Here is a 13955-nt window from a genome sequence, read left to right on the forward strand (position 1 = left end):
TTGAGAATCGTTATCGTACAGCAATGGAGGCAGGGGACGCTTTAGTTGACGGTATATCCCCGCCCCCTCATACATGAACCGTACGCCTGAGCCAGCGACGCATCGTTCTGCGACTGCACGTTGGAGGAGGCCTGGTTCTGCTCCCGCTTTGCACGGCGGGCGCGAACACCGCCAGCGACCACACCCGCCGTGGCGCCGACGGCGGCACCATGTCCGGCATCGCCGTGCCCGACGCCACCGATCACCGCACCGGCCGCTGCGCCGCGCATGGCACCCCCGACACGCTGCCCGCCGCCAACGGCGGCCCCGGTCTGCTGTGCGGGCACGGCTTGCGTCTGTGCGTTCGACCGCGCCCACGAATCGCAGGCGCTCCTGTCGCTCGCCTGCTTATCCTGACTTTGCCCCTTGGCAGGATAGGCAGCAGGGAACTGCTGCGCGAAGGCTACCGGGGCCGGCACGACGACCGAGACCATGAGCAAGGCAAACGCCGCTTTCGAGGTGAAGTTCATATGCTTGCTCCGGATGGATAGCGAAAGTCCGGCTTGCATGTTTCGCGAAAGGCGACCGCGTGGCATCGGGATTCTTGCGGAGCGCTACCTAAGTACTACTACCGGTGTGCCTGGCGCGGCGTCACCTACGAGGAAGAATGCCAGGCCGTACGACGGCGTCACACGGCAATAACCGGTCGGTGTCGTCCAGTTCCTCGGCGTGACGTTCACCCCATTGCCGGAGCTGGGCAATCAAAGGCTCCAGGCTCATGCCCAGCGGGGTCAGGGCGTAGTCGACGCGGTGCGCGTCGTCAGCGCTTGCCTTGCGATACACCAGACCGTGCTCCTCCATGGCGCGTAACTGCTGGATCAGCACCTTCTGGCTAAGCGACGGGATGTGTCGTTCCAGTTCACTGATGCGTTTCGGACCGGTCAGAAGAACAAAGATGATGACGGCCTTCCAACGGCCCGAGATGACGCCGAGCGCTCGCTCGATGGGAAGGCCCGGGAGGTATTTGGTGATGGTCATGATGCTCACCAAATGGTGTGTGGATGGCGGAATACAAGCGGACTAGCGTACGTCGATCCCATCTTCTCTTGAGGAACTATCGATGACGACCTTGTTCGAAACGCACATGTTGGGTGCGGGATTATTGCTGAAGAATCGCGCCGTGATGGCGCCCATGACACGGACGCGCACGTCACCTGGTGATGTACCCAACGCGATGATGGCGACCTACTACGGGCAGCGCGCCGGTGCCGGATTGATCGTGACGGAAGCGACCGACGTTTCCCCTCGCTCGAAGGGCTACGCGTGGACGCCGGGTATCTACTCGGGGGACCAGATACGCGGATGGCAGCTGGTGACGGACGAAGTGCATCGCCGTGGTGGGACGATCTTTCTTCAGGCGTGGCACGTGGGCCGACTGGCGCATACGTCCATGTTGCCCGAGGGTGAAGCGCCGTGGGGCGCAACGGGCGAGCGCGCAAGCGATTCGGATGTCTTCGCCCACGATGCCAGCGGCAAGCTGACCTTCGTCCGCGCAAGTACTCCACGCCAGATCGAGACCGCGGAGGTGGCTGTCGTGGTAGACGAGTTTACCGCCGCGTTCGAGCATGCCAGGCGCGCCGGCTTTGACGGCGTAGAGCTCCATGCAGCAAACGGTTACCTCTTCGACCAGTTCATGAATGCAGTGTTGAACACGCGTAGCGATCAGTACGGTGGCCAGTCACCGCAGAATCGCACCCGGCTATTGCTTGAGGTCGTGGATGCGGCGATACGTGTCCTGGGGGCGGGCAGGGTAGGTGTGCGTCTCTCGCCCTTTGGACGGTACGGCAGCATGCCGTTCGATCCGCGCGTGGAAGAAACGCTGGAGTACCTGAGTGACGAACTAGGGCGTCGTGGTATCGCCTATCTGCATCTGGTCTACCAGCTGATGCCATCGGGAAACGTCGAGAACAGCCGCTTCGATCAGCCAAACCTCAGCGATGAGCTAATGCGCACCGTACGCGAGCGCTTCCCGGGCACTCTGATCTGGTGCGGTGGTTTCGACGGCGTGACCGCGCAGGCGGCGCTCGACAGCGGTCTGGTCGACCTGATCGCCTTCGGTCGTCCCTACATCGCCAACCCCGACCTGGTCGATCGCCTTCGGCATGGCTGGCCGCTGGCCGTGGCTGCGCAGGCGGACTTCTACACTCGTGATGGGGAGAAAGGATTTACGGATTTTCCGGCGTGGGACGCTACCGTGCGGCTGTTCGGCTACCGGTAGGCTTCGGCATGTAGAAGCGGGCCGGCTTGCCCATTTTGGTGAGGACGCCGGCCGCGTTTTAACTACTCCACGATATTCGCCGTCACATGATAAACCCGCCCACCCCAACCGTCGTTGGGGAACGCATCCGAAACCTTCAGGTAAACCGGCTTCGATCCGTCGACGGCTGCACCCAGGTACGGCGTCAGGTCAATCGTGCGGTCACCCTTGTTCGATCCGTCGGTCACCGCTTGGGTTTCCTGCAGTACGGTCGTCCAATGCTCGTTGTCGGTGCTGGCCTGTACCAGGAACTCGGCATCGATCGTCAGGGTGACGTGTGCGCTTGTGGTGTCGGCGGGCAAGGGGAATCGATAGGTGAAGTGGGCGTTGCCGTCCGCGAAGCGATTCTGCACGCCATTGCTCTGCGAGCCGCCTGCGTCGAACAGCCACGGATTCTCGTCGACAGTGCCCGTGTCGAAGTTGATGGTATGCGCGATCAGCACGTCGGCTTGCGTCGTGAAGCGTAGTCCCGCGGCGACCAGGTTAGTGGTGATCACGTGGTGACCGTCGGCCGCCGAACCAGGCACGCTGACTTTCAGTGCGGTGACGCTGTTGGCAGGGATCGCGTTGCCATGCGGTTGCAGGCGCACGAGAGAGCCGCGGGGCGATGCGGTCCATCCCGAGGGAACGTCGACCGAGGCCAGTGCGAGCAGGGGGAAGAAGCCGGTTGCTGAGCTGGTAAGCGCGATGGGAAGGGTCGTTACACCCGATGCCGCCGGCATGATCACGGGCTGGGCTGGCGACATGGTCGCAGCCAACGACGCCAGCGGCGTGAACGTCGGCACATCGCCAACCAGTGCACTCAATGCACTGGCCTGCGTGCGCCAGTCGAACACATTGGGATGGTCGTCGCTGGTCAGTCCAGACCAACGCGTGCCGAGGCGACCGGCGGCGTCGCGATCGTTGTCCCAGATGGTGTCCGCCTGCTGATCGAGGAAGTCTGCGTAGCGGCGATCACGGGTGGTGTCGACAAGGTCGGTCCAATAGCGCGTGAAGATGCCCTTGAACTGCTTGGCATTGTCGTCGCAGGTCTGGTCGCTGGCGTCACAGGTTTCGGTGAGCACGCTGTTGGTAACGAGCGCCTCCGGACCGATCGCCGCGTCGGCAAGGCGCCTTACCGAGGTGAGAATCTGCGGATCACGCGTGGCGCGCCAGAGTTCGAGGCCCGCGCCGATCGCCAGGCCCTGGTTGTAGCTCCACACGTTCTGGCCGTTGTTCGTGCACGCGTCGGTGAGGCCGTCGTTGACGAGCCCCTTCGCGTTGATCATCCCGCTGCCCTGGAACCACGACCAGGCTGTTTTCGATCGACCGAGCCACAGGCTGTCGCCAGGAATCCGATTGTGCAGTTCGGCGGTGAGGCGGATCCACAAGCCATTGACGATGGCGTTCTTATAGGTGCGCTCGCCGTCCCACCACACGCCGCCACCGCAGGTGCTGGTGTCCCAGTAGCCATTCACGTACTCGGCGATGGTCACGGCCATGTTGAGGTACTTGGGATCGTGGGTGAGGTCGTAGGCCTGCAGCCAGGTGAGGCCCCACCACTCGGAGTCGTCGATGGCCCGGCTGGTGAAGTTGCCCAGCAAGGGGTCACCCGACAACACACCCGCGGGGAAGACACCCTTGTCCTTCTCGAAGGTGTTGTTCAGCTGGCCGAGATAGCGCCGGTCGCCCGTACGTTGCATGTAATCGCCGATGGTCTGCAGGGCCACGGCGGAATTCCACCAGCTCGAGGGGAACCAGGCCTTGTCGGGCTCATAGGAACTCATCAGTACGTCCGCCGCGACCCGCGCGCGGGCCATGGCCGTCGGGCCATCGGTCTGCCGCGACGCCGCGGCGGCCTGTCCGGCCGTTACGGCGGATGATGCGGCGGCCATGGTCGTGGCCGCGAGGCTGGCGACGGCCAGCACGATCTGAATGCGTAAACGCCGTGCGCCAAGCTTCATATCGGAAGCGCTCCTCTTGAGTTACCCACGAAAATTTAGACGTCTAAATTCGTGCAATGGCTCGTGGGATTCGGGCGAGTGTTGCAGAGCGCGTTCGTCGATAGTGAGAACCGTGTCATGACACGGGCGCTCACTTTGAGTCTTTGCGAATGCTGCGCCGCAGCTTGCGGACAGGTAATGAATAAATACTACAATTGAATCACAGGGGAATTCGATCGGCGAACGAAGCCAAAGTAGGGAGCAAGGCGACTTGCTTCCCGGGGATTCGTGCGCCGTGCATCCATCCAATTACAGGAGTAAGGAATGCAGCAGCTTGTCACGCAATCGTGGGCGCACCTTCGCCGATCCGTTCCTTCCCTGACTCGCCTGGCCGTGGCTTGCGGGCTTCTGTCCTTATCGGCGGGCGCGGCGGCACAGGTCAACGGTGTTGGCCAGAAGCCCTATCTGGGCTGGAGCAGTTTCAGCCAGCAGACACTCGATTCTTCGTTCCTGACCCAGGCCAACATGATCACGCAGTCGGACGCCCTCAAGGCATCCGGACTGCAAGCGCATGGGTACACCTATATCAATCTCGACTCCGGCTGGCAGGGCGGATTCGACGTCAATGGTCGCCCCACGCCGGATCCGAAGACATTCCCCGACATCAAGGCGATGATCGACCACATCCACGCCAACGGGCAGAAAGCCGGCATCTACTGGATTCCCGGCGTCGAGCAGCCGGCGGTACAGGCGAATGCTCCCATCCTCGGCACGCCGTATCACATCACCGATATCCTCGCGGTGCCGTACCGCGCGGGTAACGCCTTCGGTGCGCCGGGTACATCGCCGTACCACTACAAGATCGACTTCTCGAAACCGGGTGCGCAGGAGTACATGGACTCCGTCGTGGCCTTGTTTGCGTCCTGGGGTGTGGATTTCATCAAGCTCGACGGCGTGACGCCCGGCTCGTACAGCGACGACCTCAGCATCGACAACCGCGATGACGTGAAAGCCTGGTCCACGGCGATCGCAAAGAGCGGACGCCCCATCTGGCTCACGGTGTCATGGGCCGTCGACAAGGATTACAAGGACGTCTGGACCACGTATGCCAACGGCCGTCGCATCGACGACGACGTGGAATGCGAGAGCCGCTGCGCCACGCTGACCAACTGGCCGCGCATCGAGAAGCGCCTTCGTGACCTTCCGTCGTGGCAAGAGACCGCGGGTCCGGCGACAGGCTGGAATGACCTCGACTCGCTGGACATTGGCGATGGCGCACTGGACGGCCTGAGCATCGACGAGAAGCGTTCGGCCATGACGATCTGGGCGATGGCGAACGCACCGCTCTACCTTGGCGGCGACCTCACTCGTATTGATGCCGACGGCAAGAGCCTCGCTGGCAATGACGAAGTCATCGCGGTGGACCAGTCGGGCAAGCCTGCGAAGCAGGTCCTCGGTGGTGACCTCAATGTATGGGTGAGCGATCTCGGGAATGGTCGCTACTACGTGGCGCTGTTCAACATGAATGCCACGACGACGGTGGCCACCGTGCCATGGCATCTGGTCGGCCTGACCGGAGCGCGGCGCGTACGCGATCTCTGGAAGCACCAGGAAATGGGTCCTTCGCTTGGCGATCATGAGGTCGTCCTGCCGGCGCACGGAACGCAGTTGCTGTTGGTCGAAGCGTTACCGGGGCACGTGCCCGTGGTGCCAACGGCGAGCTACGAAGCGGAGCAGGGCACGCTGAGCGGCAACGCCGCACCCTACGCGTGCCCGGGTTGCTCGAATGGGACGAAGGTCGGCGGCTTGGGGCTCGGTGCCAACAACACCGTGAGCATCGACGGGGTTTACGCGCCGCAGAACGGCATGTACCTCATGCAGATCGACTCGCTCACGCTGGGCCTGCGTTCGTATCTGTACCAGGTGAACGACGGTCCGTTCCGCACGTTCAATTCCGGCGGTAGCAGCTTCCAGTTGCCCTCGAGCACCACGGTTCCCGTGTGCCTTCTAAAGGGTCTGAACCATATCCGCTTCGGTAACACCGTCAGCTATCCGCCGGATCTCGATCGTATCGTCATCAGCGGTCGCGGCGACGCGCCTTTGCCGACCAGTACGACATACGAGGCGGAAGCTGCCGTGCTTGGCGGCGGCGTCACTGCGGGTTTCAGCAATTACTTCTCGGGCCTGGCCAAGGCGGGGAACATTGGCGGCGGCAGTGCGAACAACGTGACGTTCAATAACGTCACGGTTCCCATTGCTGGCGTGTACCAGCTCGAAATCGACTACGCCACGCAAGGGCCGCGTTCGCTCTTTCTTTCCGTTAACGGAGCGACGGCGCGTGAGCTGAGCCTGGACGGAAGCAGCTTCGACGATCCGGTGGCGAAGGTGCTGGAGGTGCCGCTCCATGCGGGGCAGAACACGATCCAGCTCGGCAATCCCGCCGGCAACGCGCCAGACCTTGATCGCATCGTGGTGACGCCGCGTGTGCTGCCTGCGGTGCTGGGCGTTTCCACCCAAGGGTGCAACGGCGCCCGGTAGCAGCCGTGAAATGACCAGGCCTTCCCGTGGAATCGGGAAGGCCTGCTTTTCTGATGCGGGAAATCGCTGGCCGGGAGAATCCCTGCTATTGCGCCGACGATGGTCGAGGGGTAGAAGGAAGGTTCACTCGTGGCCGAGGGAACGGTCATGACCGTGTCTGCCAAGCGATTGCCCGTGGCTGGGTAGCACGCCGTGGAGACGATTGATCAAGGGGAACCGAATGAGGCATGCGATCTTTAAGGTGATCGTCATATCCGTCGCCATCGTGTGCACGGTACCGTCCATTGGATTGGCGCAGACAGGCCTTGGGAGAACGGTGAAGCAAGCGTCCCAGCAGCTCCACCAGAAGTTCCTTAAAGCGGATACGGACAAAGACGGGTTCCTGACCCTCGATGAAGCCAGGGCCGGCAACCTGCGTTCGACCACCAAACACTTTGCCGATATCGACACTGAGCGCACGGGGAAGGTGTCGGAGAAGCAGATTCAGGATTACTTCGCGAAGCGCGCTGTTATGCAATCGAACGCCAAACAGTAGAGGAACATATGGCGACCCTGCGTGTCATTCGGCTCGCGGCGCCCGGAGTGCTCCTCTTGGTTTGCGGTATGGCGTGGGGACAAAGTGCACATGGAGACGACAGCAGCGGATGGGGTGCCGTCGTCAGCCCTTTTGTATGGGCAAGCTCGCTTGGAGGACATGCTTCGGTCGCCGGGATATCCACCCCGGTCCATGCGCCTTTTCGAGACGCCGTGAAGAACCTTGACGGTGTTTTCATGGGCAATATCGAGCTGAAAAACCGTCAACTAGGCGGATTCTTCGTTGATGGCGTCCACATCGACGCCAGTGCCACTGAGCAGCTCCTAGGCCTGCGCGCAAAAGTGTCCGTCACGTCCACCACAGGCGCATTGGGTGCCTTCTTTCGCGCCTATTCTCGACCGCTGGACGGGCTAAACGCATTTGGCGAGACCCGATCGTTCGCGATCGAACCTGCCGCCGGCCTGCGGTGGACCCGTCTCTCCGCGTCCACACCAGGGATTTTACGAACCATCGGTTCGTCTACGACATTGTCCAAAAAGGGCCGGTCATCGGCGTCTCCATGATGTTCTGATCAGTCGTCGTTCGTTCAACGTTCCGCCTGCGGAGTAGAACCATGCGATACAAAGCTGATGTCATCCTCGGATCGTTGCTTCTCCTTGCCGCCTGGACGGTGGAGGCGAGCGGGCAGGCGGCACCCTCGGAGCCGCCATCCACTCAATCGTCGGTTACGCCGAAGCCTCAAGTGATGTTTAAGAATGTGCGCGTCTTCGACGGCAAGGCGACCGCACTTTCCGGACCCAGCGACGTACTGGTCCGAGGGAACCTTATCGAGAGCATTTCCGGGCACACCGCGACGGTCACCGAAGATGCGAGCGTAAAAGTAATTGATGGTGCAGGCCGGACGCTGATGCCTGGGCTGATCGACGCACACTGGCACGCCACGATGGCCGCCATCCCGATGGACGCGCTGATGACCGCGGACTACGGCTATATCTTCATTCTGGCCGGGAATCAGGCGACCGCCACGCTGATGCGTGGGTTCACCAGCGTCCGCGACATGGCTGGCCCGTCGTTCGGATTAAAGCGGGCCATCGATTCCGGTGTGGTTCCAGGTCCGCGAATCTGGCCGTCGGGCGCAATGATTTCCCAGTCCGGTGGACATGGCGATTTCCGTTTTCCCTTTGAGGTGCCTCGGCCCGAAGGTGCGCCTCTTACACGGGGCGAGCTCTTCGGTGCGGGAATCATTGCCGATGGTCCCGCTCAGGTCCTTCAGCGCACGCGCGAGCAGTTGATGCTTGGCGCGTCGCAGATAAAGCTCGCGGCAGGAGGGGGTATTGCCTCGAACTACGATCCCCTGGACGTCAGTCAATACACTGAAGCCGAATTCCACGCTGCCGTGGAGGCCGCCGATAACTGGGGGACATACGTGACCGTTCATGCGTACACCCCCAAGGCGATTCAGACCGCTATCCATGCCGGCGTGCGTTGTATCGAGCACGGCCAGCTCATGGATGAGGACACAGCCAAGCTCATGGCGAAAACCGGCACCTGGCTGAGTACGCAGCCCTTCCTTGACGACGCTGACGCCAATCCTTACCCGGACGGATCGCCGAACCGTGCCAAGCAGCTGCAGATGACCCAGGGAACGGACAATGCGTATCGGCTGGCCAAAAAGTACCACCTGAAGACAGCATGGGGCACGGACACCTTGTTCGAGCCCAAGCTTGTGGGCCGCCAAGGCGCTCAATTGGCAAAGATGGTGCGCTGGTACACGCCCGCGGAAGTCTTGCGCATGGCTACGAGTACCAACGCCGATCTGCTCGCCATGTCCGGGCCAAGAAACCCTTATCCGGGGCGACTCGGCGTCGTGGAGCCCGGAGCGCTGGCAGACCTTCTACTCGTTGACGGTGATCCGCTCGCGAACATTCAACTGGTAGCCGATCCGGACCGGAATTTCGTCGTAATCATGAAGAACGGCGTGGTCGTCAAGGACTCTCTCGACAATCACCACTGAAAACGAAGAACGCGCTCGAAGCGTGTCGCCGGTGACCCTCGGCATCGGACATTCTTCAGCCGGCCTGTCGAATTCCCTTCACGCCGTTCGTCGTACTCATGAAGGCAGGCATCGGGCCGCCTCACGACTGACCCTGGAGAAGACAATGCCGCAGTATCTGGTAGCTGGTTACCTTCCCGACGACTTCAGCCCGTCTCCCGACTGATCCGGCACTGGAGTGCGGCGCCATGGCAAAACTCGTCTTTGGGTTGAATCAGTCCCTGGATGGTTACATCGACCATGAGGCATTCGTGCCTCCTCCAGAGCTCTTTCGACATTTCATCGAAGAGTTACGTCACCTGACGGGCAGTGTGTACGGCCGGCGCATGTATGAGGTCATGCGCTACTGGGACGACCAGTCTTCCGACTGGGGGCCCGAAGAACGCGAGTATGCCGTGGCCTGGCGGAGTCAGCCAAAGTGGGTCGTTTCGCGCACCCTGACTTCCGTTGGCCCCAACGCGACACTGATCTCCGAGGACGTCGGGAGCGCGATTCAGCGGCTGAAGGCGGATCTTCCCGGAGAGCTCGAAGTCGCCGGCCCGGAACTCGCCCAAAGCCTGGGCGACCTTGGCCTGATCGATGAGTACCGGATCTATCTCCACCCCGTCGTGGTGGGTCGCGGCAAGACCTTCTTTGCGGGTGCCCGGCCACCACTGCGCCTTCTCGCCCACGAAGTGATCGTCGGCGATGTGCTCAGGTTGAGGTACGCCCCCGGCTAGCGGGAGAACTCAAAGGTGTCGAGCATGGTTTCGAGTTTCGTTCGCTCATCGTCGGGGAGGCTCGGTGAGTCGAGGAGATCCTTGACGAGATAGAACTCTTCCTCGTTCTTCAACACGCCACGTTTTATCGCCGGTGTCAGTTTCTTCGACATTAGCGCTCTCACACTCGCGATAGGGGGCGCATTCGCCGCAGCGAGTCGTTCAGAGAGCAGGGCGACCTTCTCTTGGGGCGCATTTTTTACATCCGCAAGGGCATCTGACACGCCGAGCCGAACCGACTGACGTCCGGCTGCTGGACTTCGCTTTTCAAATTCAGCGATCAGGTGCATAGGCCTTTCATTTTCAGGCACAGAACTCAGATCGATCATGGTCTCCGTATAGATTTTAAAGAAACGCTTGAAACTCTCGTGTTGGTCCATCGCGTTGACCCCTAACCAAGCGAAAACTCAAATGTGTCGAGCATCATCTCAAGCTTCCTTCGCTCATCATCGGGGAGGCTCGGTGAATCGAGGAGGTCCTTGACGAGATAGAACTCTTCCTCGTTCCTCAGCACGCCACGCTTAATGACTGGTCCCAACTTCTTCGACACCAGGGCGCGCACACTCGCGACGGAAGGAGCGTTAGCGGCGGCAAGTGCGGCAGATAGCGATTCAAGCTCCGGGGCCGACAGGTCTCTCAGGTTAGAGACAGCGTCCGCTACGCTAATTCGAAGAGCCTTTCGTCCCAAAGCAGGGCTTTGCCTCTCAAATTCAGCCAGGACGCTCATTGGGCGGTCTTCTTCCGGGTAAGAATACAGATCGAACATCGTTTCCGTATAGACCTCAAGGAAGCGTTTGAGATCCTCGTATCTGCTCATATAGCCTCAGTGAATCGCCGTCGTGTCTGGGGTCGTCCCATGCATCGGTCTTCGTCTCAGATAGTAAGTCCGGAGCACGCCGAGAGCACAATTCGGGCGACGGAAGGCTGAGGTCCACATTCCGGTCGTCGTATCCCCCCCCCCGCCCATCTCGACATGTAATTGTGTAGCAGCCAGTGTCGGAGTAAGTTACGCGTAACGTTACGCCTAACACTGTTCCCGAGACCGGATCGTCCCGACCATGCCGCCCACGAAGAAAGTCAGTACCGGAGCGGAGCGCCAGAAAGCGCTTCGTGACCGCATGACACAGATGGGCATGACGATCCCCAGGATCTACATGACCGAGGGCGAGCAGGGGCTGGTCAGGGAGTTCCTGCAACATCACCGCACCGAGCGCACCGATCAGTTGATTGGTGGAATGGATTTGCAGGCCATGAGCCAGAAATGGACGACGCAGCGCTTGTTCGATGCTTTGCAGGAACACGCCAATAACCAGCAGCAGTTCTCGCGAGTGTGGCTGCAGGCTACGCCATCGTCGATCGAGCTTGCGCTGGCCAGCTATGGCGACCAGCCCGTGCACCTGGTGGTGACCGAGTACGAGATACGCATGACGACGCCGCTGTGCGAACAGCGCACGGTGCGCGATCCCTTGCGTTTCAACGAGGCCTGCCTTCGCCTTGGGCCGAATATGCCGCTGTCGAACGTGGGCCTGGTCGGCTCGCATTACATTTTGTTTGGCCAGCTGTCCGTGCGATCGCCGCTGGCGAATATCGTCGAGGAGCTCGACGTCATGGGGCGGAACGTGATCGATGCGCAAGCCGGGCTATCTGACCTGATCGGGTAAGAACAGACGCTTCAACCCCATTGTCCAATAACTTTTCTACTCGCGTAGTGGCGGCCGCCGCTTGCGCTGTGTTTCGTGTCGCCTGTTTTTCAGATGTACCGCGTTATTCCCCCGGCACATGCCGGGCCTTTCTACCTTCAAGGACATTCAGCCATGACCTGGCTTATTGCTATCGCAGTCGCCGTTGTCGTACTGATCGTGCTCGTCGCTATTTCCAATGTCATTGTCTACATCCCCAACGACCGCGTGGGCGTGGTCGAACGGTTATGGGGTGCTCCCTCGGTCAGTCGTGGACTGATCGCGCTCAATGGTGAAGTGGGTTACCAGCCGACCGTGCTGCGTGGTGGTCTGCATTACTTCGCGCCCTTCCAGTATCGCGTGCACAAGGTGGACCTCGTGACCATCCCGCAGGGTGAGATCGGCTACGTGTTTGCACGTGACGGCCACGACCTCGAGGAAGGCCAGGCGCTCGGCCGCACCATTGCGGAAGGTATCGAGGATGTCTCCGTCTTCTTGCGTGCCGGTGGCCAGAAGGGACCGCAGCGCACGATCCTTCGCGAAGGTACGTATGCGTTCAACGTCGCCCAGTTCGCCATTATCACGGCGTCGCGCGTGCACGGCCTGCTGCTGTCCGAAGAGGAACGCGGCACGATCGACCATATGGGCAGTGTGTTGAAGGAGCGTGGCGGCTTCTCGCCGGTGATCATCGGTGGGCGTCGCGAAAAAGCTTCGGCTGACGCGGACGACACGGCCAACGATATGCTGGGTGTGGTGACGGTGCACGATGGCCCGGTGCTCCCGCCGGATGAAATCGTTGCGCCGCGCGTCGGCCAGGACACGACCGACAAGGCCACCTTCCACAACAACTTCCAGAACATCGACGCCTTCCTGCGTGCCGGTGGTAACCGCGGCCGTCAGCACCAGGTGTTGGTGGAAGGTACGTATTACATCAATCGCCTGTTCGCGACGGTGGACTTCATCCCCAAGACGGTCGTGCCGGTCGGCTTCGTCGGCGTGGTGGTCTCTTATATCGGCAAGGCCGGTGCCGACCGCTCGGGCGAGGGTTACTCCCACGGTGAGCTGGTCGACAGCGCGTGCCGCGGTGTCTGGAAGGAGCCGCTGCTGCCCGGTAAGTATGCGTTCAACCTGTATGCGGGCAAGATCCAGCTCGTGCCGACGACCAACTTCATCCTGAAGTGGACGCCGGAGGTAACCAATGTGCACAAGTTCGACGAGAACCTCTCCGAGGTCTCGTTGATCACCAAGGACGCGTTCGAGCCGCTCCTGCCGCTGTCCGTAGTGGTGCACATCGACTACCGCAAGGCGCCGCTGGTGGTACAGCGCTTCGGCGACATCAAGCGCCTGGTCGACCAGACGCTGGACCCGATGGTCAGTGCCTACTTCAAGAACATCGGCCAGACGAAAACCCTGATCCAGCTGATCCAGAACCGCGCGGATATCCAGCAGCTGGCGAGCGTGGAGATGATGGAGCGTTTTGCGGCCTACAACCTCGAACTGCAGGAAGTGCTGATCGGTACGCCGCACGGTAGCGCCGGCAACCCGTCCGGTGCGCGCATCGATACGCTGCTAAACCAGTTGCGCGATCGCCAGGTCGCGATCGAACAGGTCGCTACCTTCGAGCTGCAGGAGCAGTCGGCGGTGAAGGAGCGTTCGCTGCGTGAAGCGCGTGCCAAGACGGATATCCAGGCCGAGCTGACCAATTCGGTGATTCATATCGAGATCAAGAAGAACGTCGGTGACGCCAACGTCGTGGAGGCCACGAAGCGAGCGAACGTCATCGGCATCGACGCGGATGCGGAACGTCGCCGCCTGACCGCGGAAGGTGACGGCCGTGCCTCGGCGATTGCCGCAGTGGGTAAGGCCGAGGCCGAAGCAATCGAGGCGAAGTCGACGGCTTTGACGGGCGAGGGTGCTCGCTTGCAGCTGATCAACACGCTGGGTTCGCAGTTTGCCGACGCCATTCGCGATGGCCACATTGCCATCGTGCCGAAGATATCGCTGGGCGGCGGCGACGCCGGCGGCAATGGGTTGTCGTCACTGATTCAGTTGGCGAGTTCGTTGTTGGCTGAGCGGGCCGATGCGGGGATGTCCGAGGGCAAGGCGCTGCAGGGCTCGCAGGGGTGAGGTAAGCCATGGCCCCCTCTCGTCAAAGGACGAGAGGGGGCTGGCGT

Annotated in this window: 13 protein-coding genes; 8 read left to right on the forward strand and 5 right to left on the reverse strand. The window is 61.3% G+C overall.

The annotated features are described in order from the left end of the window. Nucleotides 1-41: 41 nt before the first annotated feature. Complete coding sequence (locus tag ACVWWJ_RS09650) at nucleotides 42-509, reverse strand: hypothetical protein (protein ID WP_200851949.1); 468 nt, start codon at nucleotides 507-509, stop codon at nucleotides 42-44. Between the two features lie 121 nt (nucleotides 510-630). Next, nucleotides 631-1017, reverse strand: coding sequence for a winged helix-turn-helix transcriptional regulator (locus ACVWWJ_RS09655; protein ID WP_456967604.1), 387 nt, complete (start codon nucleotides 1015-1017; stop codon nucleotides 631-633). 82 nt (nucleotides 1018-1099) lie between these two features. Here ACVWWJ_RS09655 and ACVWWJ_RS09660 point away from each other — a divergent pair, with 82 nt between their 5' ends. Then, nucleotides 1100-2257, forward strand: a complete 1158-nt coding sequence (locus ACVWWJ_RS09660) for an alkene reductase (RefSeq protein WP_456967605.1) — start codon at nucleotides 1100-1102, stop codon at nucleotides 2255-2257. 62 nt (nucleotides 2258-2319) lie between these two features. On the opposite strand, the gene ACVWWJ_RS09665 is transcribed toward ACVWWJ_RS09660, so the two are convergent. Further along, entirely contained in the window at nucleotides 2320-4239 is a 1920-nt protein-coding gene (locus tag ACVWWJ_RS09665) for a glycoside hydrolase family 76 protein (protein ID WP_456967606.1), read from the reverse strand. Nucleotides 4240-4542: 303 nt separating this feature from the next. Between ACVWWJ_RS09665 and ACVWWJ_RS09670 the strand changes: the two genes are divergently transcribed. The 5 genes from ACVWWJ_RS09670 to ACVWWJ_RS09690 all read left to right on the forward strand — a co-directional run bounded on the left by ACVWWJ_RS09670 (nucleotide 4543) and on the right by ACVWWJ_RS09690 (nucleotide 10063). Next, nucleotides 4543-6756: an alpha-galactosidase D gene (locus ACVWWJ_RS09670; protein ID WP_456967608.1), complete on the forward strand. Its 2214-nt coding sequence runs from the start codon at nucleotides 4543-4545 to the stop codon at nucleotides 6754-6756. Nucleotides 6757-6976: 220 nt separating this feature from the next. Beyond that, the gene (locus tag ACVWWJ_RS09675; RefSeq protein WP_456967609.1) at nucleotides 6977-7291 is read left to right on the forward strand and encodes a hypothetical protein; all 315 of its coding nucleotides are present in this window, start codon (nucleotides 6977-6979) and stop codon (nucleotides 7289-7291) included. 212 nt (nucleotides 7292-7503) lie between these two features. Next, the gene (locus tag ACVWWJ_RS09680; RefSeq protein ID WP_456967610.1) at nucleotides 7504-7854 is read left to right on the forward strand and encodes a hypothetical protein; all 351 of its coding nucleotides are present in this window, start codon (nucleotides 7504-7506) and stop codon (nucleotides 7852-7854) included. Between the two features lie 50 nt (nucleotides 7855-7904). Further along, nucleotides 7905-9305 (forward strand): amidohydrolase family protein, encoded by a 1401-nt coding sequence (locus tag ACVWWJ_RS09685; protein ID WP_456967611.1) that lies wholly within the window; start codon nucleotides 7905-7907, stop codon nucleotides 9303-9305. Between the two features lie 227 nt (nucleotides 9306-9532). After that, entirely contained in the window at nucleotides 9533-10063 is a 531-nt protein-coding gene (locus tag ACVWWJ_RS09690) for a dihydrofolate reductase family protein (RefSeq protein ID WP_456967612.1), read from the forward strand. Here ACVWWJ_RS09690 and ACVWWJ_RS09695 read toward each other — a convergent pair. Next, nucleotides 10060-10482, reverse strand: a complete 423-nt coding sequence (locus tag ACVWWJ_RS09695) for a hypothetical protein (RefSeq protein ID WP_456967613.1) — start codon at nucleotides 10480-10482, stop codon at nucleotides 10060-10062. The two genes, ACVWWJ_RS09690 and ACVWWJ_RS09695, sit on opposite strands and share 4 nt — an antisense overlap. An 11-nt stretch (nucleotides 10483-10493) precedes the next feature. Further along, complete coding sequence (locus ACVWWJ_RS09700; RefSeq protein ID WP_456967614.1) at nucleotides 10494-10919, reverse strand: hypothetical protein; 426 nt, start codon at nucleotides 10917-10919, stop codon at nucleotides 10494-10496. Nucleotides 10920-11256: 337 nt separating this feature from the next. On the opposite strand from ACVWWJ_RS09700, the gene ACVWWJ_RS09705 reads away from it, so the two are divergent. Beyond that, nucleotides 11257-11763, forward strand: coding sequence for a YjfI family protein (locus ACVWWJ_RS09705; protein WP_456967615.1), 507 nt, complete (start codon nucleotides 11257-11259; stop codon nucleotides 11761-11763). 153 nt (nucleotides 11764-11916) lie between these two features. After that, nucleotides 11917-13908, forward strand: a complete 1992-nt coding sequence (locus ACVWWJ_RS09710; protein WP_456967616.1) for an SPFH domain-containing protein — start codon at nucleotides 11917-11919, stop codon at nucleotides 13906-13908. The last annotated feature ends 47 nt before the right edge of the window (nucleotides 13909-13955 follow it).

This window comes from Luteibacter sp. HA06, assembly GCF_054061215.1.

Excerpts from the sequence above, each read along its gene's own strand:
- ACVWWJ_RS09650 (WP_200851949.1), bottom strand. The coding sequence starts at position 509 with ATGAACTTCACCTCGAAAGCGGCGTTTGCCTTGCTCATGGTCTCGGTC.
- ACVWWJ_RS09655 (WP_456967604.1), bottom strand. The coding sequence starts at position 1,017 with ATGACCATCACCAAATACCTCCCGGGCCTTCCCATCGAGCGAGCGCTC.
- ACVWWJ_RS09660 (WP_456967605.1), top strand. The coding sequence starts at position 1,100 with ATGACGACCTTGTTCGAAACGCACATGTTGGGTGCGGGATTATTGCTG.
- ACVWWJ_RS09665 (WP_456967606.1), bottom strand. The coding sequence starts at position 4,239 with ATGAAGCTTGGCGCACGGCGTTTACGCATTCAGATCGTGCTGGCCGTC.
- ACVWWJ_RS09670 (WP_456967608.1), top strand. The coding sequence starts at position 4,543 with ATGCAGCAGCTTGTCACGCAATCGTGGGCGCACCTTCGCCGATCCGTT.
- ACVWWJ_RS09675 (WP_456967609.1), top strand. The coding sequence starts at position 6,977 with ATGAGGCATGCGATCTTTAAGGTGATCGTCATATCCGTCGCCATCGTG.
- ACVWWJ_RS09685 (WP_456967611.1), top strand. The coding sequence starts at position 7,905 with ATGCGATACAAAGCTGATGTCATCCTCGGATCGTTGCTTCTCCTTGCC.
- ACVWWJ_RS09690 (WP_456967612.1), top strand. The coding sequence starts at position 9,533 with ATGGCAAAACTCGTCTTTGGGTTGAATCAGTCCCTGGATGGTTACATC.
- ACVWWJ_RS09695 (WP_456967613.1), bottom strand. The coding sequence starts at position 10,482 with ATGGACCAACACGAGAGTTTCAAGCGTTTCTTTAAAATCTATACGGAG.
- ACVWWJ_RS09700 (WP_456967614.1), bottom strand. The coding sequence starts at position 10,919 with ATGAGCAGATACGAGGATCTCAAACGCTTCCTTGAGGTCTATACGGAA.
- ACVWWJ_RS09705 (WP_456967615.1), top strand. The coding sequence starts at position 11,257 with ATGACCGAGGGCGAGCAGGGGCTGGTCAGGGAGTTCCTGCAACATCAC.
- ACVWWJ_RS09710 (WP_456967616.1), top strand. The coding sequence starts at position 11,917 with ATGACCTGGCTTATTGCTATCGCAGTCGCCGTTGTCGTACTGATCGTG.